This is a genomic window from Thermomonas fusca DSM 15424, assembly GCF_000423885.1.
Taxonomy (GTDB): domain Bacteria; phylum Pseudomonadota; class Gammaproteobacteria; order Xanthomonadales; family Xanthomonadaceae; genus Thermomonas; species Thermomonas fusca.
Genome location: NZ_AUIV01000011.1, coordinates 69,170 through 94,634 on the forward strand (window position 1 = coordinate 69,170; position 25,465 = coordinate 94,634).

Here is a 25,465-nt window from a genome sequence, read left to right on the forward strand (position 1 = left end):
GAATGCGCCATCGCCCATGCGATGCTTGTGCGCCTTCTTCGCCCGCCCGCCATGACCGAAGCGACCTACACCGAACGCATTGCCTTCGTGGTGGACCTGGCCCGGCACCTGCACGCCTACGGCACCACCTCGCAGCGCATGGAGGCGGCGATCGAGTCGGTGGCGCGCAAGCTGGCGCTGGAATGCCAGCCGTGGTGCAACCCGACCGGGATCATCCTGTCGTTCAGCGATCCGGCGCGGCCGGCCGGCGAGTCGGATACCACCCGCATCATCCGTCCGGGCCTGGGCGATACCAATCTGCGCAAGCTGTGCGAAGCCGACCGCATTGCCGAGGACGTGATCAACGGACGGATGGGCATCGGCGCAGGGCGTGCGGCCCTGCGCGAGCTGGACCGTCCCGGCGGCAGGCGCGGGCAGGTAATGGCGGCACTCGGCTTCGCGCTGGCCTCGGCCGCGGTGGCCGGGCTGCTGCGGCTGCCGTGGCTGGACATCGCCACCGCCTGCGTGATCGGCCTGCTGATCGGCGGCCTGGCGGTGGCCGCGCAGTCGCGGCCGAGCCTGCACGAAAGTTTCGAGGCGCTGGCCGGCCTGCTGGCTGGCACGGTGGCGATCCTGGTCAGCGGTTTCGTCGGGCCGCTGAACCTCAATACCGTGATCATCGCGGCGGTCATCGTGCTGCTGCCCGGCATGACCCTGGCGTTGTCCACCAACGAATTGACCAGCCGTCACCTGGTATCCGGCACCGCGCGCTTCGCCGGTGCACTGATGACCATCGTCAGCCTGACCATCGGCATCGCGATCGCGTTCGGGATGGCCGATGTGGTCGGCATCGAACCGCAGGTGCGGGCGCTGCGCTCGCAGCCGGAATGGGTGGTCTGGTGCGCGTTGGCGCTGGCTGCCTATGCGTTCGCGGTGCTGTTCCAGGCCGGCCGTCGTGATTACCCGCTGGTGATGGGTTCGGTGATCGCGGGCTATCTGATTTCGCGCTTTTCCGGCGAATGGCTGGGGCCGATTGCCGGCGTGTTCCTGGCCGCGCTGGCGGCAACCGCGGCGGGTAATGCCTATGCGCGCTGGTTCAACAGGCCCGGCGCGCTGATCCGCCTGCCGGGCATCATCATTCTGGTTCCCGGCAGCATTTCCCTGCGCGGGGTGATTTCGCTGGTGCAGTCGCAGGACATCGGTGCCGGCGAAACCGCGGCGATGGCCGCGCTCAATACCCTGATGGCGCTGCTGGCGGGGCTGGTATTCGGCAACCTGCTGATCTCGGCGCGGCGCAGCCTTTGAGCGCGGCTTGATTCGGCGCGATACGAAAACAAAAACGCCGGCATGATGCCGGCGTTTTCGATTCCGATGGCGCGCGCTTACTTGATCAGCAGATCTTCCAGCTTGCGGCCGTTGGCGATTTCCGCCGCCACCCAGCGCGGCTGGCGGCCACGGCCGGTCCAGGTGTCTTTCTCGTTGGCCGGGTTGCGATACTTCGGCGCCACCTTGCCGGTGCTGCGGCCCTTGGCGGCCTTGCGCGCCTTCTTGGCTGCCGGCGCGGCGGCGGCGCTGCCACCGGTCTTGCCGTACAGCTCTTCGAACGTCCAGCCGGAGGCCTTCAGCACCTTGGCGACGGCTGTCTTGGTCTGCGCGGCCGGCTTGCGCTTGGCCAGCACCTTGCGGCGGCTGTTGGCGCGCTTGATCAGCGCGGCGAGTTCCTGCGGGTTCAGCGTTTCGATATTCAGGCTCATGGGCTCTTCTTTTATTTGATGGCGGGATATTTGATGGGAGGATCATCCGGTCCGTGGATGGACGGATGATAACCACGGAGACCTTTGTCGCCAATATCCCCGCAATAACGGGTTTGCTCGGCTGGCTGCCTCAGCCGTTGGCGATCCGTGCCAGCAGGGCGGCCCGGTCCAGGTTTTCCGCCTCGGCCGCGCTGCGCGCGCGATATTCGAAAGTGCCGGCTTCCAGCCCGCGCCCGGACACCACTACCCGGTGCGGGATGCCGATCAGTTCGATATCCGCAAACATCGCGCCGGGGCGCAGTCCGCGGTCGTCCAGCGCGGTGTCGATGCCGGCGGCATTCAATTCCGCGTGCAGGGTTTCGGCGGCTTCTGCCACCGCCGGGTCGTTCTTCGGATTGATCACGCAGACCGCCACCTGCCACGGCGCCATCGCCTGCGGCCAGCGGATGCCGGCGTCGTCGTGGTTCTGCTCTATCGCCGCGGCGACGATGCGCGACACGCCGATGCCGTAGCAGCCCATCGCCGGATGCACCGCCTTGCCGTTGCCATCCAGAACCGTGCATTTCATCGCTTCGGAATATTTGCGGCCGAGCGCGAACACGTGGCCGACCTCGATCCCGCGCGCCATCCGCAGGCTGCCGTTGCCGTCCGGCGACGGGTCGCCTTCGACCACGTTGCGGATATCGGCGGTTTCCGGCTCCGGCAGATCCCGGCCCCAGTTGACGCCGGCGATATGGAAGCCGGGTTTGTTGGCGCCGACCACGAAATCGGCCAGCGCGGCCACGCTGCGGTCGGCGATGACGCGGATCGGCTTTTGCGCATGCAGCGGGCCAAGGAAGCCGGGTTCGCTGCCAAGGTATTCGAGGATTTCCGCTTCGGTGGCCAGCCGGTAATCGGCCAGCCCCGGCAGTTTCGCCAGCTTGATTTCATTGACCGAATGGTCGCCGCGCACCAGCGCCAGCACGAATTGCCCGCCCTTTTCGGGCAGGTTGCCGTCGCCATCGCCGGCCATGATCGCCACCGATTTCACCGTGCGCGCCAGCGAAATGCCCATCAGCGCGGACACGTCCTCGCAGGTTTTCTGGGCTGGCGTTTCGATGTCGCGCAGCGCTTCCGATGCCGCCGGGCGCGCACCCGGCGAAACCGCTTCGGCCAGCTCGACGTTGGCGGCGTAATCGGAGGTTTCCGAGAACGCCAGCGCGTCCTCGCCGGAATCGGCCAGCACGTGGAATTCGTGCGAGGCGCTGCCGCCGATCGCGCCGGTGTCCGCCGCCACCGCGCGGAACTTCAGCCCCAAGCGGGTGAAGATGCGCGTGTAGGTGTCGTACATGGTGCGGTACTGGGCATGCAGCGATTCATCGTCGGCGTGGAAGGAATAGGCGTCCTTCATGATGAATTCGCGCGCGCGCATCACCCCGAAACGCGGGCGGATTTCGTCGCGGAACTTGCTGGTGATCTGGTAGAAATTCACCGGCAGCTGCTTATAGCTGGCGATTTCCTGGCGGAAGAAATCGGTCACCGCCTCTTCGGCGGTGGGGGTGAAGCAGTATTCCTGTTCCTTGCGGTCGCGGATCTTCAGCAGCTGCGGGCCGAATTTCGCCCAGCGCCCGGTTTCCTCCCACAGCTCGCGCGGCTGCACCGAGGGCATCGCCATTTCTATCGCGCCGGCGCGGTTCATTTCCTCGCGCACAACGGCTTCCACCTTGCGCAGCACCCGCAGCCCCAGCGGCGACCAGGTGTACAGGCCGGCGGCAAGCTTGCGGATCATGCCGGCCTTGAGCATCAGCTTGTGGCTGACGATCTCGGCGTCGGCGGGCGTTTCTTTCTCGGTGCGGAGGTGGAATTGCGACAGGCGCATGGCATTCGGGCGTGGGGAAAACCCGCATTCTGCCACGCGCCGCCGACGCCCCCGCGGCGCGGAGCGCTATTTCGCGCCGTCCACCGCCATGCCGTCCTGCGGGTTGCGGTTGATCCGCTCGTAGCGGCGGCCTTTTGGCGGTTCTTCGGTGACCTGCAGGTTGCCGGCATCGTCGCGCCAGCGGTACAGCGCATTGGCGCGCTCGGCCTGGATCGTCGCCACCTCTGCGGCGGCCTGGCGCTCGCGCTCGCGGCGCGGCATCTCGGTGGTGAACCACCACCACGCGGCGGCCGCCAGTGCCACCGCGACCAGCAGCATGCCCAGCTGCCTCACGGCTTGGCCTGCATGCAGAACGCCTTGACCGCCGCCTGGTTGAGCTCCAGCTGGGCCTTGTGCTCGTTGGCGCTCATGTTGCGGTCGGGCTTGCCGTCGCCGTTGGTGTCGATGCCGATCGGCCCGCCGGCCTGCAGGCGGGTGACGTTGCCGCGGGCCTTGGTGCACTGTTCGCTTTCCGGCTGCTTGGCCGCGGTTTCCGCCGGTTTGCCGTCCTTGACCTCGATGTCGCGGGTCTGGTGGCCCTGCTTGGGCGCGACGTCGGTGTAGTGGGTCACGCCGTTGGCGTCCTTCCACTGATAGACGCGCTGCTGGGCCAATGCCGGTGCGGCGACCAGGGTCAGCGCCAGCGCGACGGCAAGAGTGCGGATGTTGGTCATGCGGGCGGCTCCGGGGGAATGTATGCCGATTGCAGCACCGCGCCGCCGCCGCCGCAAGCCCGTAAACTGACGGGATGGACGAAAACGGAACCCCCGCCCCGCGCCCGCGCGCCCGCGGCATCTACCTGCTGCCCAACCTGTTCACCACCGGCGGGTTGTTCGGCGGCTTCTTCGCCATCATCGCGGCCTCCCAGGGGCGCTTCGAGGCGGCCTGCATCGCCATCTTCGTGGCGGCCGTGCTGGACGGGCTGGATGGCCGGGTGGCCCGGCTCACCAACACCCAGAGCGAGTTCGGGGTGCAGTACGACTCGCTGGCCGACCTGATCAGCTTCGGCATGGCCCCGGCCATGCTGATGTACCACTGGGCATTGGTGTCGATGAAGCTGGACAGCCTGACCCTCGGCAAGATCGGCTGGCTGGCGGCGTTCCTGTACGCCGCCTGCGCGGCGCTGCGGCTGGCCCGCTTCAACAGCCAGGTCGGCACCGTGGACAAGCGCTGGTTCGTCGGTCTGGCCAGCCCGGCGGCGGCGGGACTGATGGCCAGCTTCGTCTGGGTCTGCCAGGAATTCGGCTGGTCGGGCGAGGAGCTGCGCTATGCGGCGCTGGCGCTGTCCGTGGCGGCAGGCCTGCTGATGGTCAGCCGGATCCGCTACAGCAGCTTCAAGGGCAGCGGCAGCGGGCCGAAGGCCGACCGGGTGCCGTTCTTCGTGCTGGTGGTGGCGCTGGCGATCCTGATTGCGCTGTGGGTTGCGCCGGCGGTGACGCTGCTGACCGCCAGCACGCTGTACGCGCTTTCGGGGCCGCTGATGTGGCTGCGCCGTCGTCACCCGTCGGGGCAGGACGCCTGAGCGTGAGCTGGGACGGCTTCCAGCGCGCGGTGCTGGCCGAGTTCGGCCACGTGCTGTATCGCCTGCCTGATGCGCCTTCCGCGCCTGTCGCCGGCGGCGGGATGGCGCTGGACGCGTCGATGCTGGCGCGGCTGGCGCGCGCGGCCGGGGTGTCGCCGGAAGCGTTGCTGGCCCGCGCCGACATCGCTGCACAGAGTGCCCGCCTGCGCGGCGACGCCGCCGCCAAGCGCGCGCTGTGGCCGCGCCTGCGCGCATTGCGGCGCGACGCTTCGGCATGAGCGCCATGCAGCAGGCCTACCAGGCGGAAACCGCGCCGGGCCTGCGGCCGATGCGCGAGGCCGACCTCGACGCGGTGATGCTGATCGAACAGCGCGCCTATCCGTACCCGTGGACCCGCGGCATCTTCCGCGACTGCCTGCACGCCGGTTATCCGATGTGGTTGCTGGAACGGCAGGGCGTGATCGTCGGCTACGGCGTACTCAGCATCGCCGCCGGCGAAGCGCACGTGCTCAACCTGTGCACCGCGCCCGGCAACGAAGGCCAGGGCCTGGGCGCGCGGATGCTGCAGACGCTGCTGAAGATCGCCCGTGGCAATGGCGCGCAGCGGGTGTTCCTGGAAGTGCGGCCGTCCAATCCGCGCGCGATCGCGCTGTACGAGCGCAGCGGCTTCAACGAGATTGGCCGGCGCCCGCGCTACTACCCGGCGCGCGACGGCCGCGAGGACGCCATCGTGATGGCGATGGAGCTGCTGGACTGAGCGCCCCCCAGCGCGGCCGCGGTGGCGCGGCCGGCGAATCAATAGAATGGCGGCATGGACATCTTCAAGAGCTTTACCCTCGAGGCCGCGCACCGGCTGCCCAATGTTCCCGAGGGGCACAAGTGCGCGCGCCTGCACGGACACTCGTTCCGGATCGAACTGCACGTCTCCGGCGAGCCCGACCCTCATACCGGCTGGGTGATGGATTTCGCCGAGCTGAAGGCGGCGTTCGCGCCGCTGTACGAACAGCTGGACCACCACTACCTCAACGACATCGAAGGTCTGGAAAACCCCACCAGCGAGCGGCTGGCGCAGTGGATCTGGGCGCGGATGAAGCCGCGGGTGCCGCTGCTGTCGGAAGTGGTGGTGCACGAGACCTGCACTTCCGGCTGCCGCTACCGGGGCTGAACGCCGCCGCCATCCGGGCGGCTTCTAATTGACAATCATTCGCAAATGATATTGAATCGCGCCATTGGTTCCAGCCGGTGGCACGCGATGTACGTCTGTATCTGCAACGGGGTGACGGATCGGCAGATCCGCGAAGCAGCCGATGCCGGCTGCGACAGCGTTTCCGAAATGACCATGCGCACCGGCGCCGGTGCCAGCTGCGGATCCTGCCTGGGCCTGGTGGCGGAGTTGATCGACGAGGCCCGCGCCCGCCGCGCGCTGCCGCTGCCGATGCCGATGCTGGCCCACGCGGCCTGAGTCCCGGCCGCGGCTGCGCATCCGCATCGCAAGCAGGACTCTTCGCGTTTCGCCCAGGGCGATGCGGCAGGCGGTACATTGGCGCTTTCCCCGCAGGAGGACGCCATGAAGGGCGACGCCAAGGTCATCGGCTATCTGAACAAGGCGCTCTACAACGAGCTGACAGCGATCAACCAGTATTTCCTGCACGCCAAGATGCTGAAGAACTGGGGCCTGAAGGCGCTGGCCGACCACGAGCACCACGAGTCCATCGACGAGATGAAGCATGCCGATGCGCTGTCCGAGCGCATCCTGTTCCTCGATGGCCTGCCCAACTTCCAGGCGCTGGGCAAGATCCGCATCGGCGAGACGCCGCTGGAGATCCTGCGCTGCGACCTGGCGCTGGAGCTGGAGGCGGTGCCGCTGCTGCGCGAGGCGATCGCCTATTGCGAAACCGTGGCCGACTACGTCAGCCGCAAGCTGTTCGCCGACATCCTGGATTCCGAGGAAGAGCACATCGACTGGATCGAGACCCAGCTTTCGCTGGTCGAGCGTCTGGGCGAGGCGAACTACCTGGCGCAGCAACTCGACCGCAGCTGAGCGCAGGCCCGGTCGCCGCGCTGGCGGCGAACCGGAGCCGCCGCCGCTCAGCGCGGCAGCGTGGCCTGCAGCGCTGCGCGCACCTGCGCGAACTCGCCGACGATCCGCGCCACCGCGCTGCCCGGGTTGGCCAAAGTGCCGTCGCGGGCGCCGTGTTCAAGGTCGCGCGCGGCTTCCGACAGGGTGGTGGCGCCGACGTTGGCGCTGGAAGACTTCAGCGTGTGCGCGGCCACCCGCAGCGCGATCGGATCATTGCTGGCGGCCGCCCGTTCCAGCTGGGCAATCAGCCGCGGCGCGTCTTCCAGGTAAACGGTGACGATGCGGTCCACTTCCGGGCCCAGCACCTCGCGCAGCTCGCCCAGCACGCTGCTGTCCAGCACCGGCGGTGAACGCTCGGCCATCTGCGCGGCCGGCGGCAGGCTTTCCGGTACCGCCAGGTTGGAGCTCTTCCAGCGCGTCACGCACTGCTCCAGCTCGGCGCGGGTGACCGGCTTGGCCAGGTAATCGTCCATGCCGGCGTCCAGGCACTTCTGGCGGTCGCCGGCCATTGCGTTGGCGGTCATCGCCACGATCGGCAGGCGCCGCTCGAGGCTGCGCTCCTGTTCGATCTCGCGCCAGCGGCGGGTGGCGGCATAGCCGTCCAGCACCGGCATCTGGCAGTCCATCAGCACCAGGTCGTAGTCGCCGTCGTCGAGCTTCTCCAGCGCGGCCTGGCCGTTGCCGGCCGCGTCGCAGTCCACGCCCAGCACCTGCAGCAGGCGTTGCGCCACCATCAGGTTGACCGGGTTGTCCTCCACCAGCAGCACGCGGGTCTTGCGCTCCGGCATCGTGCGCGGGGTACGCGGCGTCGGCTCTGGATGCGGGTCGTGGTGCGACCACGACACCCCGGAGGCGGATAGCGCGGCACGCAGGTCGACGTCCTCGACGTTGCGCGGAATGATCGTCGCCGACAGCGGCAGGTCGAGCGAGGTCACTTCATCGCCGCGCAGGTAGACCAGGCGGGCATCGCCGAACTGCGAGCGGCGCTCCATGTTGCGCGCCAGCGACAGCGCGGTGCTGCGGATGCTGGACAGGTCGGCCAACACCACCGAGTAGTTCCACGGCTCGCCCTGGGCGCGCGCCTGGCGCAGGCGCTCCAGCGCGTCGTGGGTGTTTTCCACCGTGGTCACGCGCAGCCCCCAGTTGGGCAGCAGCATGGTCAGGCGCATGCGCAGCCGCTGGTCGGTAGTGATCAGCAGCACCCGTCCGCCGTGCAGGTCTTCCTGCTGGGTGGGCATGTCGCCCTGCACCTTCAGCAGCGGGACTTCGAACCAGAAGGTCGAGCCCATGCCCGGCTGCGATTCCACACCGATCCTGCCGCCCATCAGCGCCACGATCCGCTGTGAGATCACCAGCCCCAGGCCGGTGCCGCCGTAGATGCGGGTGGTCGAGGCATCGGCCTGGCTGAACGGCTGGAACAGCCGCTCGCGGGTGGCCGCGTCGATGCCGATGCCGGTGTCCTGCACTTCGAAACGCAGCTGGTGCTGGGCCGGCGTTTCGCCGGTGCGGCGCACGTTGACGGTGACGCTGCCGCGCTCGGTGAACTTGATCGCGTTGCTGATCAGGTTGCTGAGGATCTGCCGCAGCCGCACCGGGTCGCCGCGCACCGGCAGCCGCACCGAGGGGTCGATGAACAGGGTCAGGTGCAGGCTCTTGGCTTCGGCCGGCCGCTCCATCAGGGTGATGACGCTGTGCAGCAGCTCGCGCAGGTTGAAGCCGGTGGTTTCCAGTTCCAGCCGGTCCGCTTCGAGCTTGGAGTAGTCCAGGATGTCGTCGACGATGCGCAGCAGCTGCTGCGCCGAGGCGGTGGCGGTCCTGAGGATTTCCTGCTGGTCCAGCGCCAGCCGCGAAGTGGAGAGCAGGTCCAGCATCGGGATGATGCCGTTGAGCGGGGTGCGGATCTCGTGGCTCATGGTGGCGAGGAACTCGCCCTTGGCCATCACCGCCGATTCGGCCGCCTGCTTGGCGCGGGTCAGCTCGGATTCGAGCTGGGTGTGGCGGTCGATCTCGCGCTGCAACGCGTTGATTTCTTCTTCGCTGTAGCGACCCTGCCGTTCCTGCTGCTGGATCTCCTGCTCGCGCCTGCGCACCGCGAAGGCGAGGGTGATGCTGGCGAACAGCGCCAGCAGGGCCAGTACCAGCGCGATCATCTGCCACGGGCCTTCCACGCCGAACTGCTCGACCAGCAGCGCCAACGATGCGCCGCCGGCCGCGCCCAGCGCCAGCCAACGGGTGGTCAACAGGCTGAGGCCACGGGCGTCGTCGCTGCTCACAAGGTCGCGCTCCTGAAATCGAAGTCCAGCGCCTGGTCCGGGCGCTGCACCAGGTTGCCCTGGATGAAATCGATGCCGCCCACCCACAGCGCCGCGGCGGCCTGCGGATCTTCCACCGCCTGGCCGATCACCTGCAGGCCGAGGCGGTGCGCGCGTTCGATCACCTCGCGCATCTCGTCATGCAGTTCCTGCGGCAGCGGCTGCTGGGCGAAATCGGCGGACAGGCGCAGATAGCCCAGCGGCAGTTCCTGCAGCAACTGGTTGGCGTCTTCGCCGCGGCGGAACTGGCTGAGGCAGAACTGCACGCCCGCCGGCACCAGCTGCTCGCAGAACTGGTGCAGCAGCACCACGTGCACCACCGCATCGTCCAGCCGCAGGTCGATGACCAGCGAGGACGGGTCGACGTTGTTGCGCTCCAGTGCCTGCAGCAGCCAGCCGACGTAGCTGTCCTGCGCCAGCGTGCCCGGCGACTGCGAGACGAACAGGCGCATCGGTCGGCTTTCCGCGCGCCGCTTCTGCAGCAGCACCAGCGCCTGCTCCATCACCCAGCGGTCCACCTGCGGCATCAGTCCGGCGGAGTGGGCCACCGAGAGGAACTCGCCCGCACGGCGCACGCTGCCGTCCGGTCCGTGCATGCGCACCAGCACCTGGAACTGGGCATCGTCGCCGCCGGCCACGGCGACCACCGGTTGGAACGCCAGATAAAGCGCCTCGCTGCCGGACGCCAGCGCGGCGCGCAGCTCATCGGCGATGTCGCTGGATACGGCAGTGTCCGGGGGTACGTAGGTGGCCAGGCCGATCGGCGAGCCCTGCGCCTCGCGCGCGGCTTCCTCGCAGGCCGCCAGCACCGCGCCGGCATCGGTGAAACCGTGCTCGAAGTTGGTATAGCCGATGGTGCAGCGCAGGCGGATGGTGTCGCCGTCGGTCTGGAAGTCGTGATAGCCGACGCCGTCGCGCAGGTTGCGCGCGTAGGCGTCGAGCGCGCCGCGGTCGCTGCCGGCCACCACCATCAGGAAGGCGTTGTCGCTCAGGCGCGCGGTGATGTGGTCCTGGGCCAGGCTGCCGAGGTAGCGGCCGGCGTCGTTGATGAGGTTTTCGAACGCCGCGTAGCCGTAGTGCTTGCGCAGCGCCGCGGCGTTGCCCATTTCCACCAGCAGGGCACCGCCCGGGGTGCGCTGGGCCAGCTGCGCGGCCAGCGCCTTCATCAGCGCCGGGCGGGTGTACAGGCCGGTCACCGGGTGGCGGTCGCTGTCCATCTTGGCCATGCGGCTGCCGGCCAGCGCGCGGGCGCGCTTGACCCGGCTCTGCACCGCCGCGATCAGATGGCGCGGGCGCACCGGCTTGAGGATGAAATCGTCGCCGCCGTGTTCCAGCACCTCGACCTGGCGCTCGGGGTCTTGATCCCCGGTCAGGAACACCACCGGGGTGTGCTCGAAGCGCGGGTGTTCGCGGATCTGCGCGGTCAGCGCGGTGCCGCTGGAACCGGGAATATGCAGGTCCATCAGCACCAGGTCGGGGTCGAAGCGCTCCATCGCCTCCATCATCCGTTCCGGCATCGCCACCACTTCCGCCTGCATGCCGGCGCCGCGCAGGATCGCCTCGGCGAAGATCGCCTGGCTGCGGTCGTCCTCGACGATCAGCACGCGAAACGGGGCCGCGGCTGCACCGGCCTCGCCGTGCGCGCTGCTCATGCCCGGGTCCCGGCGGCTGCGGCGCGATCTGGCAGCAGGGCGCGCGAACCCGGAAGTGCCGGCGCGGCGTCCGTGGCGAACAACTTCATGGATCTCCTCATGATCATGAAAGGGTGACGTGGAACACGTCTCAGTGTGACATCTGACGGAAAACGGTACTACGGCCGGCCGGAGCGCGGCGCGAACGCGGCGTCGCGCAGCCGCGCCATGCCGTGCAGCACCTTCCGGCACAGCCACCAGACCAGCAGGGCCAGCGCGATGCTCACCGACACGGCCAGGCCCAGCGCCAACCACGGATAGCTGAAGGCCAGCGCCAACGCGCCGATCACCAGCGCGTCTTCGGTCACCGAGGCGATCCAGTTGCTGAAGGGCTCCGGCGAGCCGTTCAACACCGCGCGCGTGCCCGACTTCAGCACGTGGCTGGCCAGCGCAACGCCGGCGCCGGTGGCCAGCATGCCGGCCCCGAGCTGGCCATCCGGCGACAGCGTGGCCGCCGCCAGGAACGCGCCGGCGGGAATCCGCAGCAAGGTCTGCAGCAGATCCCAGGTGGAATCCACGCCGGGGATCTTGTCGGCCAGGAACTCGGCGGCGGCTAGGGTGCCGGCGGTGCCGAGCACCCACGGCGACTGCGTAACTTCCAGTGCCGGCGGCAGGTCCAGCCAGCCGAACAGGCCGGCGATGCCGACCCCGAACACGGTCAGGTACGCGCGGATGCCGGCCAGCCAGGCCAGCAACACCCCGATCGCGAATACGTGGGCCGTCTCCATGCGTGCGGATATCCGGTGCAGGCTGCGATGCCGGCAGTCTATAACGTGGCGCCGGCTTGACGCAGGCGCGGCGTGGATGCGATATCACCGCGATGCCGACGCCCACGCCTTTGCAGCGCAGGTCCCGTGCCGGCCATCCGCGCACGGCGCTGGTGGCGCTGGTGGTGGCGGCGCTGCTGCTGGGCGGGTGGGGGGCGTGGCGCGCGTTCGCGCCGACCCCCGCCAACGCCGGCGAACAGCTGCGCCAGCAGGCCCGCCGGATCGAGGCGCTGGAACAGCGCAGCGCCACCCTGGCACGTTCCGACCAGATCAGCCGCCAGGCCAATGCCGACCTGCAGGCCACCCTGGCCGAGCGCGACGAGGAAATCGCCGGCCTGCGTGCGGACGTCGCCTTCTACGAGCGTTTCGTCGGCGCCACCGGGCAGCGCCGCGGGCTGTCGGTGCACGAGCTGAAGCTGGCGCCGCAGCGCGACCCGCAGCTATGGCATTTCGTCGCCACCCTGACCCAGAACCTCAACCGCGGCGCGGTCAGCAGCGGCCGCCTGCAGCTGGCGCTGGAAGCCACCGACGGCGGCAGCATGCGGCGGCTGGACTGGAGCGTGCTGCGCCAGCAGGCCGGCGCGCCCGGGATCGAGTATTCGTTCCGCTATTTCCAGCAGGTAGAGGGTGACATCGTGCTGCCGCGCGGAATCCGCCCGGTGCGGGTGGTGGTGCGGCTGCTGCCGGCTACGGGGCCGGCGGTGGAGCAGTCGTTCACCTGGAGCGCCGCCAGCGCGCCTGCCGGAGGTTGAATCGGCGGCCCTCGGCCCCCATGCTGGACGCATGGAATTCGCCGTACTCGACCAGACCGCGCCGGCCACGCCGTCGCCGCTGCGCTTCACCACCGCCGCCGCCGCCAAGGTGCGCGAGCTGGTGGCCGAAGAGGGCAATGCTTCGCTCAGCCTGCGCGCCTTCATCCAGGGCGGCGGTTGTTCCGGCTTCCAGTACGGCTTCGAGTTCGACGAGGGCCGCAACGAGGACGACATCGCCATCGTCACCGACGGCGCCACCCTGCTGGTCGATCCGCTCAGCCTGCAGTACCTCGCCGGGGCCGAAGTGGACTATAGCGAATCGCTGGCCGGCGCCCAGTTCGTGATCCGCAATCCCAACGCCAAGACCACCTGCGGCTGCGGCAGCAGCTTCACCGTGTGAGCGCCGCGGGGATGCGGCCCGCATCGCCGTTCGCATTCGTCGATGGCGCGCTGGATCGCGCCGACCATCTGCGTGACGACCCAGCTGCACTTGCCGCGGCCTGGTCGCGGGCGGGCGTGATTGCGCTGGACGAGGCCGGCCATGCGCTGGCCGATGCGGACGCGCGGCTGCTGGCGCTGGACGGCGCGGCGCTGGCCGATGGGCCCGGCGATGCGGTGTTCCTTGGCCAAAGCGACGGGCGGGCATGGTTTTCGGTGGCCGCCGCCGCGCGCGGCATCGACGCACCCGCCCGGATTGACCTGCGCCGCGCCGCCGCGCAGTGGCCGGCTTGGCAGGCCACCTTGTTCGCGCAGGCGCGCGCGGTGCAGCACTGGCACCAGCAGCATCGCTACTGCGCGGCCTGCGGCGGCGCGCTGCGCTTCGTGCGCGCCGGCTGGCTCGGGCGATGCGACGGCTGTGGCAGCGAGCACTACCCGCGTACCGACCAGGCGGTGATCGCCGCCATCACCGACGGCGAGCGCCTGCTGCTGGGCCGCCAGGCCGGCTGGCCGGCGCGGCGCTGGTCGGTGGTGGCCGGCTTCGTCGAACCCGGCGAGACGCTGGAGCAGACGGTAGCGCGCGAGGTGATGGAGGAAACCGGCGTGCGGGTGCGGGTGGACAGCGCGCGCTATCTGGCTTCGCAGCCGTGGCCGTTCCCCGGCTCGCTGATGCTGGGCTTCATCGCCGATGCCGAACCCGATCCGCCGCGCGCCGACGAGGAGCTGGAGGACGCGCGCTGGTTCAGCGCCGAGGAGGTGCGCGCCGGGCTGGAATGCGACTGGCGCGATGCCGACGGTGAAGGCGAAGGCATCGTGCTGTCCTCGCCGGTGTCCATCGCCCGCCACGTGATCCGCTGCTGGCTGGACCAACACGACGCGGCGCGCGCCGGGCGCTGACGCGACGCGCGCTCGGGCAGTCGCCGCACGCTCTACACTGCCGACATGACCGCCACCCTGCTTGCCGTCATCGTCGCGCTTGCCGTCGGCCACCTGGCGCCCGCGTTCGCCGCCGGGTTGCGCCGGTTCGGCTGGTTCCGCAGCTGGCTGCAGTGGCTGAACGCGCAGTTCCCGGCCGGAAGCTTCTGGCGCGGGCCTTACGGCATCGCGCTGGCGCTGCTGGTGCCGCTGCTGCCGATGGCGCTGCTGCAGTTCGGATTGCGCAGCCCGCTGTGGGGCCTGCCGGGGCTGCTGCTGGGCATCGCGGTGCTGTTCTGGTGCTGGGGCCCGCGTGATCTCGACGTGGATGTGCAGGCGATCCTGGATGCCCCGAACCCCGCCGGCCGCCGCGCCGCCGCCGCGCCGCTGTGGCCGGCCGGCGTATCGCCGCGGCTGGACGGCGGTTCGCTGGTCGAGGCGGTGTTCACCAACGCGCTGCGGCGCTGGTTCGCGGTGCTGTTCTGGTTCTGCCTGCTCGGCCCGTTCGGCGCGCTGCTTTACCGGCTGAGCGCGCAGGCCGCCACCCAGGATGCCGACGCGATGCCGCCCGACACGCTGGACGGCGCGCGCGTCTGGCTGGCGCTGCTGGAATGGCCGGCGGTGCAGCTGATGACGCTGGCGCTGGCGCTGGTGGCCAACTTCGACAGCGTGGCCGCTGCCTGGCGCGAGCCGGGCGCGTTCGGCCTGCAGGGCAGGCTGCTGGCCGGCGCGGCGCGCGCCAGCGTGCGCTGCGAGATCGCCGAGGAGGTGGCCGATTTCACCGACGCCGGCATTCCCGCTTCCACCGCGCTGGCAGAAGCCTTCGGCGAACTGCCGGAACTGCGCGATGCGATGAGCCTGGTCTGGCGCGTGCTGGTGCTGTGGCTGGCGGTGCTGGCGCTGGTGGTGATTGCGGGCTGGGCGGGATAGCGATTTACGCCGCGTCGCCGCGCAGCGCGCGCACCTGCGCTTCCAGCAGCTCCGCGGTGGCGCTGCCGCCGTCCACCGGGGCACCCGCCATCACTTCGATATGGGCGCGCAGCCGGCGCGGGATGCGCATGCGGTGCATGCCGCCGTCGCGCCGGCTCCACATGCTGCCCCACATGTTCTTCAGCGCCAGCGGCACCACCGGCACGCTCTGGCCGCGCGCCGCGGCGCGCTGCAGGATCTTCTCCACGCCGGACTTGAACGGCGCGATGTTACCGTCCTTGGTCAGCGCACCCTCGGGGAAGATGCAGACCAGCTCGCCCTCGGCCAGCGCCGCGTCCACCGCGTCGAACGCGCGCTGCATGATCTCCGGGTTTTCGCGCGCGCCGGCAATCGGGATCGCCTTGGCGGTGCGGAAGATCCAGCGCATCACCGGGATGTTGAAGATCCGGTAATACATCACGAAGCGCGCCGGCCGCGGGATGCAGGCGGACAGGATCAAGGCGTCCATGTAGCTGACGTGGTTGCACACCAGCAGCGCCGCGCCCTCGTCCGGCACCTGCTGTTCGATGCCATGCAGCTTCAGCCGGTACAGCGTGCGCACCATCACCCAGCTGAGGAAGCGCATCAGGAATTCGGGGACGATGCTGAAGATCCAGATCGCCACCAGCGTGTTGGCGATCGCCAGCGCCAGGAACACCTGCGGGATGTTCCAGCCGAAGTAGCGCTGCAGTGCCAGCCCGATCAGCGCGGCGGCGACGATGAACATCGCGTTCTGGATGTTCATCCCGGAGATCACCCGCGCCAGTTCGTTGCGCGGCGTGCGGCTCTGGATCAGCGCGAACAGCGGCACCACGAAGAAGCCGGTGAACAGGCCGATGCCGGTCAGGTCCAGCATGATCCGCCAGCTGCGGGGCGCCTCGATGAACTGCATCAGCGACAGCCCGTGCGCCAGCGCCTGGCCGGGCCGGGCGAAATACAGGTCGAGCAGGAAGGCGCTGACGCCGAACGCGCCCAGCGGCACCAGGCCGATTTCCACCGTGCGCCCGGAAAGTTTTTCGCACGACATCGAGCCCACGCCCACGCCCACCGAGAACAGCGCCAGCGCGAAGATGTAGAGGTTCTGCGTGCCGCCGAGGTTGGCCTGCGCATACACCGGCAGCTGCGCGGTCAGCACCGTGCCGACGAACCAGAACCAGCTCACCCCCAGCACCGCGTTGCGCACCGCCGGCTGGCGGCGGGTCAGCTGCCAGATGCGCCAGGACTCGCGCAGGATGTTCCAACTGATCTTCAGCGTGGGATCACCTGCATCGACCGTCGGAATCCGTCGCGCCACCAGGTTGCCGGCGATCGCCATCAGGATCACCGACACCGCCGCCACCTGCGGCCCGTGCGCGCCGGCCAGCTGGAAGATCAGGCCGCCGAAGATCATCCCGATCAGGATCGACAGCGAGGTGCCCATCTCCACCAGCCCGTTGCCGCCGGTGAGTTCCTCGGGCTTGAGCACCGACGGCAGGATCGAATACTTCACCGGCCCGAACAGGGTGGACTGCATGCCGGTGCCGAACAGCGCCAGCAGCAGGATCGGCATGCTCTGCAGCAGGAAGCCCACCGCCGCCAGCGACATCACCGCGATCTCCATCGTGGTGGTGATGACGATCAGCTTCTGCTTCTCCAGCTTCTCCGCGATTTGCCCGGCGGTGGCCGAGAACAGGAAGTAGGGCAGGATGAAGATCGCAGGGGCGAGGTTGGCGTACAGCCCCATCTGGCTGCTGCCCACCGCCATGTAGGCCAGCAGGCCGATGATCGCCTGCCGGTACACGTTGTCGTTGAACGCGCCCAGCGACTGGACGACGAAATACGGCAGGAAGCGGCGCTGCCGCAGCAGGTCGAATTGCGAATGGGCCATCGGCATCCCCCGGACGATTGCCGGAGAATAGCGGAAGCCCGTGTCAGTACCCGCCGAAGCTGCCCGCCGCGCCGGGGAACACTACCGGGCTTTCGCTGCCGTCCTTCGCCACCGCCGCCACGCCGAAGAAGTAGTTGTCGATCACCACGTTCTGCAGGGTGGCGGTTTCCACGTCGCCCACCCAGCGGCTGCGCGTCCACTGCGGGTCGGTGGTCAGGCGCCAGTACACGCGATAGCCGGCCAGGTTGGCGGCCTGCGCCGGAGAAGGGCGCTTCCACTTCAGGGTTGTGTCGGCGCTGACCGCGCCTTCGATGCGTACCTCTGCCGGTGGCGGCGGCGCGGCGGCCATACCGGCCAAGGCCACCACGTTCAATGCGGTGAGCTTGGCCGCATACGCGAAGTCCACGCCGTCGATGGTGTCGCCGTACACCCGGCGCTGCCCTTGCGGGTCCGTCTCGGTGCGCAGGTCCTGGTGCTGGCGGTCGTAGTGTTCGTGGGTTTCCATCACCCGCACCGCTGGATACCCCAGGTCGTTGAACGGCCGGTGGTGGCCGCCGCGGCCGAAGCGGTCCAGCCGGTTGACCATCATCACTTCGAGGTTGGGCACGTGCGCCGCCATCCGCGCGATGTAGCGGGCCAGGTTGCGGCTGGGCGAATCCAGCTCGCCGCCGGTGAAGCGGCGCGCGCGCGCTTCCTCCGCGGTTTCGGTGACGCGCGTGCCTTCGGAGAACACCCGCGCGGTGATGTTGTCGTCGATGCCGTCGATGCCGCGGGTGTTGCCGATCATGTCGTTGTTCAGTACCGCCTCCACTCGCCAGCCCTGGCGCCTGGCCTCCTCGGCCAGGAACTTGCCGCCGAACAGGCCCTGCTCCTCGCCGGCCAGCGCCGCGTACACGATGGAACCGGCGAAGCGCTGCCTGCTCAGCACCCGTGCCGCTTCCAGCGTGCCGGCCACGCCGCTGGCGTTGTCGTTGGCGCCTGGCGCATCGGAGGTGGCGTCCATCACGTCGCTGACCCGCGAATCGATGTCGCCGCTCATGATCACGTAGCGGTTCGGATCCACGTTGCCGCGCTGGATCGCGATCACGCTGACCACTTCCACCGGGCCGGGAATGCGCGGCTCGCCCTGCACCGTGCCGCTGACGTAGCGCACTTCCAGGCAGCCGCCGCAGGCCTTGGAGATGCGGGTGAATTCATCGAACACCCAGCGCCGCGCCGCGCCGATCCCGCGCGTGGCCGACACCGTGTCCGACAGCGTGTGGCGCGTGCCGAAGCCCACCAGCGTGCGCACGTCGCGCTCGATGTTGGCGGCCGACGGCGCGCGGCCCAGCGCATCCAGCAGCGGCATGTCGGCCGGCGGCGGCGCGTCCTGCGCGAGCGCGCTGGCGGTGGTCAGGCAGAACAGCAGCGGGAGCAGCTTGCGCATGGCGGGCCTGCGGAATGGCGATGCCGGCAGCGTAGCCTTTCGCCTGCCGGGGTGGATCGGTCATTTGTCACTCTTTCAACAACCCGCTGGTCCTCCCCTGCGGGCGGGGCTGGCTTATGCTGCCCGGCGGAGGGAACCAATGCCGCTGAGTCTCAATGAAATCCGCGAGCGCGCACGCGCGTTTGCCAGGGAATGGGCCGGGGAATCCAGCGAACGCGCCGAGGCGCAGAGTTTCTGGAACGACTTTTTCAACGTTTTCGGCGTCAACCGCCGGCGCGTGGCCGTGTTCGAGCAGAAGGCCGCGCGCTTCACAGGCAGCACCCACGGCCGCATCGACGTGTTCTGGCCGGGCGTGATGCTGGCCGAACACAAGAGCGAAGGCCGCGACCTCGACGCCGCGTTCCAGCAGGCCACCGACTACTTCGCCGGCATCAAGGACGCGGAGCTGCCGCGCTTCGTGCTGGTGTCCGACTTCCAGCGCTTCCGCCTGCACGATCTGGAAACCGGCGAGCGCGCCGACTTTGCGCTGGCCGAGCTGCATAAGCAGATCGGCCGCTTCGGCTTCATCAGCGGCTACCAGACCCGCAGCTACAAGGAAGAAGACCCCGTCAACGTGCAGGCCGCCGAGCGCATGGGCCGCCTGCACGATGCGCTGAAGGCCGCCGGTTACGATGGCCACGCGCTGGAGCTGCTGCTGGTGCGGCTGCTGTTCTGCCTGTTCGCCGACGACACCGGCATCTTCCCGCGGCAGAGCTTCCACGACCTCATCGCCCAGCGCACCAGCGAAGACGGTGCCGACCTGGGCATGTGGATCGGGCGCGCGTTCCAGGTACTCAACACCGCGCCGGAAAAGCGTCAGACCACGCTGGACGAGCAGCTGGCGGAACTGCCCTACGTCAACGGCAGGCTGTTCGAGGAGCTCCTGCCGCTGGCCGATTTCAACGCGCAGATGCGCGCGCTGCTGCTGGACGCAAGCCTGCTGGACTGGAGCCGCATCAGCCCGGCCATCTTCGGCTCCATGTTCCAGTCGGTGATGGACGCCAAGGCCCGCCGCAACCTGGGCGCGCACTACACCAGCGAGAAGAACATCCTGAAATTGATTGGCCCGCTGTTCCTGGACGGGCTGAAGGCGGAGCTGGACAAGGCCGGCAACGACGAGCGCAAACTGGCGCAGCTGCACCGCAAGCTGGCCACGCTGACCTTCCTGGACCCGGCCTGCGGCTGCGGCAACTTCCTGGTGATCGCCTACCGCGAGCTGCGCGCGCTGGAGCTGGAGGTGCTGACGCGCCAGTTCGCCACCCAGCAGTCGGTGCTGGCGCATGTGCAGGACCACGTGCTGGTGGACGTGGACCAGTTCCACGGCATCGAGATCGAGGAGTTCCCGGCGCAGATCGCGCAGGTGGCGATGTGGCTGATGGACCACCAGATGAACCTGCGCGTGTCGGAGCAGTTCGGCGAAAACGTGGTGCGCCTGCCGCTGAAGAAGTCCGCCACCATCGTGCATGGCAACGCGCTGCGGCTCGACTGGAACGCGGTGGTGCCGGCGGAGCGGCTGAGTTTCATTTTGGGGAATCCGCCGTTTATTGGCTCCAAGCTGATGACGGCCGGGCAGCGCGAAGACCTGCTGGCCATCGCGGGCGAGCTGAAGGGCGCGGGCGTGCTGGATTTCGTCAGTGCGTGGTATCTGAAAGCAGCGCGTTACATCGAAGGTCATCCGATCCGCGTCGCGTTCGTCTCCACTAACTCCATCTGCCAAGGCGAGCAGGTCGGCGTCCTGTGGGGCGAGATGCTGCGGCGCGGTTGCCGCATTTTCTTCGCACACCGCACGTTCCGCTGGAACAACGAGGCACGCGGCGTGGCCGCGGTGCATTGCGTGATCGTGGGATTTGCGCTGGGTGATGTGACACCCAAGCAGCTGTTCGAGTACGAAAGCATCGCGGGCGAGCCGCATCGGCTGTCTGTGGGCAACATCAATCCGTATCTGGTGGATGCGGCGGATGTGCTGCTGCCGAACCGCAGCAAGCCGATCTGCAACGTGCCGGAGATTGGCATCGGCAACAAGCCGATCGACGGCGGCAACTACCTGTTCACCACCGAAGAGCGCGATGCGTTCATCGCCAGTGAGCCGGCAGCGGCGGCGTGGTTTCGGCGCTGGCTGGGATCGGATGAGTTCATCAACGGCTGGGAACGCTGGTGCCTGTGGTTGGGCAACTGCCCGCCGGCAGTGTTGCGGGCGATGCCGGAGGCAATGAAGCGCGTAGAGGCTGTGCACAATGTCCGTAAAGCCAGCCCCAGCGCACCGACGCAGAAGCTGGCGGATACGCCGACGCGGTTCCATGTGGAGAACATTCCGGACGACAACTATCTGGTGATCCCTGAGGTATCGTCTGAGCGGAGAACGTTCATTCCAATCGGGTTCATGACGCCGGATACGTTGTGCAGCAATCTCGTAAAAATCGTCCCGAACGCGACGCTGTTCCACTTGGGTATCGTCACGTCCACCATGCACATGGCGTGGGCGCGTGCCGTTTGTGGTCGCCTCGAAAGCCGCTACCGCTACTCCGCCGGCATCGTCTACAACAACTTCCCCTGGCCCGATCTGCCCGATCCCGCTTCCGTAGGAGCGCACGGAACGGGCGCGACCAACGACGACATCCCGATCGCGCCCCTGCGGTGCGCTCCTACAAAAGACGGGGCTGACGACAACCGATATCGCGCCGCCATCGAAGCCGCCGCCCAGGCCGTCCTCGACGCCCGCGCGCAATTCCCCGACGCCACGCTGGCGGACCTCTACGACCCGCTGACCATGCCGCCCGCGCTGGTGAAAGCCCACGCCGCGCTGGACAAGGCCGTGGACGCCGCCTACATCGCCGCCGAGAAAGCCGCCGGCCGCAAGCCGCCCAAACTGGACACCGACGCCGACCGCGTGGCCTTCCTGTTCCAGCGCTACCAGGCACTGACCAGCCTGCTGCCCGCCGACAAGCCGAAGAAGCCACGCAAGGCAAAGGGAGCCGCATGAGCCAGCACGACACCCTCGTCACCGAGTACATCGAGCGCATGTCCGGCGCCATCCTGGAGGCGCGCTATCGTCCGCAGCTTGCCGAATTGATCCGCGGCCATTCCGGCATCTATGCGCTCTACAAGGACGACACCCTGTACTACGTCGGGCTGGCGGTGGACTTGCTGCGGCGGGTGGACCAGCACCAGAGCGATCATCATCGCGGTGCGTGGAACCGCTTCAGCGTGTACCTCACCGCACGCGATGAACATCTGAAGCCGCTGGAGTCGCTGCTATTGCGGGTCTACAGCCCGAGCGGGAACAAGCAGAGCGGTCGGCTGCCGGGGGCCAGCGACCGCAAGCGCGCGCTGGCGCAGGCCATGAAGCGGCGCGACGACAGCTTGCGGGCGGCCGCCCTCGGCAGGGCGTCCCGCACGCCGACCGCACCCAAGGCCACGTCGCCGCGTGCCGTCGGCACAACCCAGTCCAGCAACCGCGAGGCTGCATTCGCCGCATTGCCGCGGCCGCTAAGTTTGCAGGCCGACTACAAGCGCCAGGCCTACCGCGCCACGCTGCTCCGCGACGGTACCGTCAAGCTGGGTGGGGCGATCTACCCGTCGCTCAGCGCCGCTGCCGTGTCCATCGTCAACCGCAGCATGAACGGCTGGTGGTTCTGGAAATACCGCAACAGGGATGGCCACTGGGTGCGGTTGGTCGATCTGGGCACGGACGCGGGCTGATTATTTTTTGTGATCGCGCCGCTCACCAGGCCTGATCGTTTTCCTCGCGCGGATACACCTGATCTCGCCACGCCTTATCATCCGAGGCGTGGCTGGCTCTTATTTCAGCACTTCGCCCAAGTCGGGCCTCGCCAGAAACACGTGTGCCTTGCCCTGCTTGTGTCGACCCATGAGCCGGGCATCGACCAACCCCAACAGGTCGGAACGTGCTGTGTCGTAGGCGATGTCGTGCGTCCGCCGGTGAACCGCCACTGTGAAGGCCTTGCCTGGATGCTTCAGGGCGTTCAGCAGCAACGCCCGCTGGCGATGGTTCAGGGTTCTGCCCAGCTTGCTGCCGGGCTTGAGCAGGGCTTCGGCCTCGCGTTGTGCGCGTTGCTTGCGTGCGATGTATCCGTGCACGCCGTCGATGGCCTTCAGCAGGACGTCGAGCTGGTGGGAGATGAAGTAACTGGTATCACTATCGTCCGTTTCCGTATACAGGTAAGCGCGCGTGTACTGCGCGGGCGCCTTTTTCAGGATGCTGGAGATCGAGAAATACTCGGTCATCCAGAACCCGGAGCGCAGCATCGACCAATAGAACAACGCGCGGGCTGTGCGGCCATTCCCGTCAACGAACGGATGGTCGTAGCCGATCATGAAATGGATGATGATCGCCCTCACCACGGGATGGATGAAGTGTTCGTCGTCATCCGATTGGTTGGCGAAATCGCACAGGGCCTGCATTCGTGCCGGCAGCTCGTGGGCGGGCGGTGGAACGTGCAGGGTCGTGCCCGTTTCGTCTTCGACCACGATGTTTTCGTCGGCCCGCCGGAAGCGGCCGGCAGCATCCGGATCCTTCAGGGTGCCATCGGTCAGCATCCTGTGGATTTCGAAGACGGTGTTCCGGGTCAGCGGTGCGTCAAGCCAGCGTTTCAGCTCCTGCATCGTCTGGAAATTGTTGACGATCATCCGCTCGCCGTAATCACGGGGCGGCCTGCCGACGCGGAGCATTTCCTTCGCCACTTCCGTGGTGGTTGCAGCGCCCTCGAGTTGTGACGAGGTCATGGCCTCTTCCATGAGCGAGCGCACCAGGTAGCGGTCTTGCATGGTGGCGGAAGGCAAGGCACCTGTGCCCTGCAGCGCACCTGCCGCGTCACGGGCCACCAGGAATAACTTGCGCTGGATGCTGTCGCTCGGTGAGAGGCGGAAATTTTGCCCCGATTTGTCGTGAAGGGGCAGGGGCTTGCGCAGCGATTGCCGGGCAAGCTTGATGCCCAGCCACCATTGTTCAACGTTCAGGCCGGGCGGGGGCGTCAAATGTCGCAGGTGGTCCCAGTGGTCGTACGCGCCCCGCACTTCCGCGCCAATGCCCAGGCTCAAGATCCGCCCGACCTGCTCGGCGTGACGCAGGAGCAACGACTGCAGCGGCGGCGGCGAGACGGGCAACTTCATGGGCAATTACCAATTTGGTACCGAAACATATAGCAATTGGTAGAAAACTGGTAGTTCGTTGGAGAAGAGGAGGGGCGCCGTGGGGGTGATACTGGGCAGGCGCCACAGACAGGAGATACCCCATGAAACCCCGCGCCCATGTGGCCCACGACGACGGCCAGCACCGGCTGGCGGTGCTGATCGACGCCGACAACGCGCAGGCCTCGGTGATCGAGGGCCTGCTGGCGGAGGTGGCCAAGTTCGGGCTGGCCAGCGTCAAGCGCATCTACGGCGACTTCACCACCCAGCAGCAGGGACAGTGGAAGAAGGTGCTGCTGAAGCATTCGATCAGCCCGGTGCAGCAGTTCGCCTACACCAGCGGCAAGAACGCCACCGACAGCGCGCTGATCATCGACGCGATGGACCTGATGTACACCGGCCGCTTCGACGGCATGTGCCTGGTGTCCAGCGACAGCGACTTCACCCGCCTCGCCCAGCGCCTGCGCGAGGAGGGGCTGACCGTGTACGGGTTTGGCGAGCACAAGACGCCGGACCCGTTCGTGCAGGCCTGCGACAAGTTCATCTACACCGAAGTGCTGCGCGCCGAGGCGCCGGAGCCGGCAACACCCGCCGCGGCGCCGGCCAAGCCCGCGCGCAAGCCGCCGGCGAAGAAGCAGGCGGCGACCAAGGCGCCCGCGCCGGTGCCGGAAGTGGCGGTGCCGGTTGCACCGCCGGCATCGGTGCCGGCGAAGGCCGCGCCGCTGCCGCTGCCGCTGGGCCTGCTGCGGCAGGCGATCGAGGAAGCCTCCGACGAGGAAGGTTGGGCGCACCTGGGCGCGATGGGCGCCTACCTCAACAAGATCAAGCCGAACTTCGACCCGCGCCTGTACGGGCAGAAGAAGCTCAGCGACCTGCTGCGCAAGCAACCGCGCCACTTCAGCGTGGTGGAGCGGGAAACTTCAGCCGGGGTGAAGGCGCTGTTCGTGAAGGCGCTGGCGGGCTGAACTGACCGGCGCACAAAAAACACCGGGACAGCGCGCCAGCCGAATGCGCGCCGTCCCGGTGCCGGGGAGGAAAAGCGCGCGCCGCCGCGGGCAGGGAAAGGGACAGCAGCAGCGCGCAGGAAGCTTAGAAGCGGATCTGCAGGCGCAGGTTCACCGGGTACGAGGTGCGCTTGCCGGTGTCGTTGATCGACGCCAGGCCCAGGCCGGACAGCGCGCTGTCGTCGTCGGAAATATCGCCGTGGTAGCGGGCGCCCACTTCCAGGCCCAGCGAGGCTTTTTCGGACAGCGACCACAGCAGGCCGAGGTCGGCGCCGCCGCTGAGCTGCCAGCCACCGTCGAAGAACGGCACGTCATCGAGGGCGATGCCGGCATCGGGAATGGTGAAGGTGGCGTTGATGCCATCCACCTTGGTGCTGCCGATGCGCCCGGCCACGTACGGACGGACCTTGCCGGTGCCGAAGAAGTGGCGGTAGCCGCCTTCCAGCGACATCGCCTTGTAACCCTCGAAGCGGCCGTACACCGGCAGGGTGGTGTTGAGTGCCGGCACGAACGCACCGCCCACCTGCACCTCGCCCGCGCTGGTGCGGGTGGACAGCAGCTGCCCGAACAACTCGCCGCCGGCCATCGGCCAGGCCATTTCGATGCCGAAGTTGGTGGCCTTGCCGTAGATCTGGTCGTACGAGCGCGCACCGATGCGCAGCTCCGCCGACACGCCGGCCAGCGCCGGGTTCAGCGGGCCGAGGTCGGCGATCGGGGCGATGGCGCCCTTGTGCACGTCGCCGCTGACGGAGACGTCGCCGCCGCCGATCAGGGTGAAGCTGGGGCCGCTCTGGGCCAAGGCAGTGGCGGGCAGGCCGAGGGCAACAGCGAGGAGGGCAACAGGCAGGCGATTCATTCGGGGGGCTCCTGTGGGTGAAAGGCCAGCGGGTGGCCAGTGCGGGGTG

General features: G+C 68.3%; 25 protein-coding genes. 14 read left to right on the forward strand and 11 right to left on the reverse strand.

Features of this window, described 5'->3' with window-relative positions:
* Nucleotides 1–21 precede the first annotated feature (21 nt).
* On the forward strand, nt 22–1,284 hold the full coding sequence (locus tag G582_RS0106475; RefSeq protein ID WP_051246870.1) for a threonine/serine exporter family protein: 1,263 nt from the start codon (nt 22–24) through the stop codon (nt 1,282–1,284).
* A gap of 77 nt (nt 1,285–1,361) precedes the next feature.
* Here the strand turns inward: G582_RS0106475 and G582_RS0106480 are convergent, their stop codons facing one another.
* The 4 genes from G582_RS0106480 to G582_RS0106495 all read right to left on the reverse strand — a co-directional run bounded on the left by G582_RS0106480 (nt 1,362) and on the right by G582_RS0106495 (nt 4,304).
* Nucleotides 1,362–1,733, reverse strand: a complete 372-nt coding sequence (locus G582_RS0106480) for an H-NS histone family protein (protein ID WP_028839145.1) — start codon at nt 1,731–1,733, stop codon at nt 1,362–1,364.
* 130 nt (nt 1,734–1,863) lie between these two features.
* Nucleotides 1,864–3,591: a proline--tRNA ligase gene (locus G582_RS0106485; protein WP_028839146.1), complete on the reverse strand. Its 1,728-nt coding sequence runs from the start codon at nt 3,589–3,591 to the stop codon at nt 1,864–1,866.
* Nucleotides 3,592–3,657: 66 nt separating this feature from the next.
* Entirely contained in the window at nt 3,658–3,924 is a 267-nt protein-coding gene (locus G582_RS0106490) for a DUF4124 domain-containing protein (RefSeq protein ID WP_156880327.1), read from the reverse strand.
* Complete coding sequence (locus tag G582_RS0106495; RefSeq protein WP_051246873.1) at nt 3,921–4,304, reverse strand: DUF4124 domain-containing protein; 384 nt, start codon at nt 4,302–4,304, stop codon at nt 3,921–3,923. The genes G582_RS0106490 and G582_RS0106495 overlap by 4 nt, the downstream gene beginning before the upstream one ends.
* 74 nt (nt 4,305–4,378) lie before the next feature.
* On the opposite strand from G582_RS0106495, the gene pssA reads away from it, so the two are divergent.
* The 6 genes from pssA to bfr all read left to right on the forward strand — a co-directional run bounded on the left by pssA (nt 4,379) and on the right by bfr (nt 7,193).
* Nucleotides 4,379–5,152, forward strand: coding sequence for a CDP-diacylglycerol--serine O-phosphatidyltransferase (gene pssA / locus G582_RS0106500; RefSeq protein WP_028839149.1), 774 nt, complete (start codon nt 4,379–4,381; stop codon nt 5,150–5,152).
* Between the two features lie 2 nt (nt 5,153–5,154).
* Complete coding sequence (locus tag G582_RS15755) at nt 5,155–5,430, forward strand: hypothetical protein (RefSeq protein ID WP_038053173.1); 276 nt, start codon at nt 5,155–5,157, stop codon at nt 5,428–5,430.
* Complete coding sequence (rimI, locus tag G582_RS0106510) at nt 5,427–5,909, forward strand: ribosomal protein S18-alanine N-acetyltransferase (protein WP_038053175.1); 483 nt, start codon at nt 5,427–5,429, stop codon at nt 5,907–5,909. The genes G582_RS15755 and rimI overlap by 4 nt, the downstream gene beginning before the upstream one ends.
* A 54-nt stretch (nt 5,910–5,963) precedes the next feature.
* On the forward strand, nt 5,964–6,317 hold the full coding sequence (gene queD, locus G582_RS0106515) for a 6-carboxytetrahydropterin synthase QueD (RefSeq protein ID WP_028839151.1): 354 nt from the start codon (nt 5,964–5,966) through the stop codon (nt 6,315–6,317).
* 87 nt (nt 6,318–6,404) lie between these two features.
* Nucleotides 6,405–6,614 carry a (2Fe-2S)-binding protein gene (locus G582_RS0106520; RefSeq protein WP_028839152.1) on the forward strand — a complete coding sequence of 70 codons (210 nt, stop codon included), beginning with the start codon at nt 6,405–6,407 and terminating at the stop codon, nt 6,612–6,614.
* Between the two features lie 105 nt (nt 6,615–6,719).
* Nucleotides 6,720–7,193 (forward strand): bacterioferritin, encoded by a 474-nt coding sequence (bfr, locus tag G582_RS0106525; RefSeq protein ID WP_028839153.1) that lies wholly within the window; start codon nt 6,720–6,722, stop codon nt 7,191–7,193.
* A 47-nt stretch (nt 7,194–7,240) separates the two neighbouring features.
* Here bfr and G582_RS0106530 read toward each other — a convergent pair whose 3' ends face one another.
* The 3 genes from G582_RS0106530 to G582_RS0106545 all read right to left on the reverse strand — a co-directional run bounded on the left by G582_RS0106530 (nt 7,241) and on the right by G582_RS0106545 (nt 11,963).
* Nucleotides 7,241–9,457: an ATP-binding protein gene (locus tag G582_RS0106530; RefSeq protein WP_028839154.1), complete on the reverse strand. Its 2,217-nt coding sequence runs from the start codon at nt 9,455–9,457 to the stop codon at nt 7,241–7,243.
* 44 nt (nt 9,458–9,501) lie between these two features.
* A complete protein-coding gene (locus G582_RS0106535; RefSeq protein ID WP_051246876.1) occupies nt 9,502–11,196 on the reverse strand; it encodes an EAL domain-containing protein in 1,695 nt (564 codons plus the stop codon).
* 158 nt (nt 11,197–11,354) lie between these two features.
* Nucleotides 11,355–11,963: a DUF4126 domain-containing protein gene (locus tag G582_RS0106545; RefSeq protein WP_028839156.1), complete on the reverse strand. Its 609-nt coding sequence runs from the start codon at nt 11,961–11,963 to the stop codon at nt 11,355–11,357.
* A 92-nt stretch (nt 11,964–12,055) separates the two neighbouring features.
* Between G582_RS0106545 and G582_RS0106550 the strand changes: the two genes are divergently transcribed.
* From G582_RS0106550 to G582_RS0106565, 4 genes are read left to right on the forward strand one after another with little or no spacing between them, the layout of a single operon-like run.
* Complete coding sequence (locus G582_RS0106550) at nt 12,056–12,754, forward strand: DUF6776 family protein (RefSeq protein ID WP_028839157.1); 699 nt, start codon at nt 12,056–12,058, stop codon at nt 12,752–12,754.
* Nucleotides 12,755–12,785: 31 nt separating this feature from the next.
* Nucleotides 12,786–13,154: an iron-sulfur cluster insertion protein ErpA gene (gene erpA / locus G582_RS0106555; protein WP_028839158.1), complete on the forward strand. Its 369-nt coding sequence runs from the start codon at nt 12,786–12,788 to the stop codon at nt 13,152–13,154.
* A gap of 11 nt (nt 13,155–13,165) precedes the next feature.
* Nucleotides 13,166–14,089, forward strand: coding sequence for an NAD(+) diphosphatase (nudC, locus tag G582_RS0106560; RefSeq protein WP_038053178.1), 924 nt, complete (start codon nt 13,166–13,168; stop codon nt 14,087–14,089).
* A 45-nt stretch (nt 14,090–14,134) separates the two neighbouring features.
* Nucleotides 14,135–15,037 carry a hypothetical protein gene (locus G582_RS0106565; RefSeq protein ID WP_028839160.1) on the forward strand — a complete coding sequence of 301 codons (903 nt, stop codon included), beginning with the start codon at nt 14,135–14,137 and terminating at the stop codon, nt 15,035–15,037.
* A 4-nt stretch (nt 15,038–15,041) separates the two neighbouring features.
* Here G582_RS0106565 and G582_RS0106570 read toward each other — a convergent pair whose 3' ends face one another.
* A complete protein-coding gene (locus tag G582_RS0106570; RefSeq protein ID WP_038053180.1) occupies nt 15,042–16,943 on the reverse strand; it encodes an MFS transporter in 1,902 nt (633 codons plus the stop codon).
* A gap of 43 nt (nt 16,944–16,986) precedes the next feature.
* Nucleotides 16,987–18,369: a M20/M25/M40 family metallo-hydrolase gene (locus G582_RS0106575; protein WP_028839162.1), complete on the reverse strand. Its 1,383-nt coding sequence runs from the start codon at nt 18,367–18,369 to the stop codon at nt 16,987–16,989.
* A 139-nt stretch (nt 18,370–18,508) separates the two neighbouring features.
* Here G582_RS0106575 and G582_RS0106580 point away from each other — a divergent pair, with 139 nt between their 5' ends.
* Nucleotides 18,509–21,388: a DNA methyltransferase gene (locus tag G582_RS0106580; protein WP_028839163.1), complete on the forward strand. Its 2,880-nt coding sequence runs from the start codon at nt 18,509–18,511 to the stop codon at nt 21,386–21,388.
* On the forward strand, nt 21,385–22,107 hold the full coding sequence (locus G582_RS0106585) for a hypothetical protein (RefSeq protein ID WP_028839164.1): 723 nt from the start codon (nt 21,385–21,387) through the stop codon (nt 22,105–22,107). Before G582_RS0106580 ends, G582_RS0106585 begins: the two co-directional genes overlap by 4 nt.
* Nucleotides 22,108–22,206: 99 nt before the next feature.
* On the opposite strand, the gene G582_RS0106590 is transcribed toward G582_RS0106585, so the two are convergent.
* A complete protein-coding gene (locus G582_RS0106590) occupies nt 22,207–23,538 on the reverse strand; it encodes a Fic family protein (protein WP_028839165.1) in 1,332 nt (443 codons plus the stop codon).
* 122 nt (nt 23,539–23,660) lie between these two features.
* Here G582_RS0106590 and G582_RS0106595 point away from each other — a divergent pair, with 122 nt between their 5' ends.
* The gene (locus G582_RS0106595; protein WP_028839166.1) at nt 23,661–24,521 is read left to right on the forward strand and encodes an NYN domain-containing protein; all 861 of its coding nucleotides are present in this window, start codon (nt 23,661–23,663) and stop codon (nt 24,519–24,521) included.
* 124 nt (nt 24,522–24,645) lie between these two features.
* Here G582_RS0106595 and G582_RS0106600 read toward each other — a convergent pair whose 3' ends face one another.
* Complete coding sequence (locus tag G582_RS0106600) at nt 24,646–25,416, reverse strand: hypothetical protein (protein ID WP_156880329.1); 771 nt, start codon at nt 25,414–25,416, stop codon at nt 24,646–24,648.
* Nucleotides 25,417–25,465: the final 49 nt, after the last annotated feature.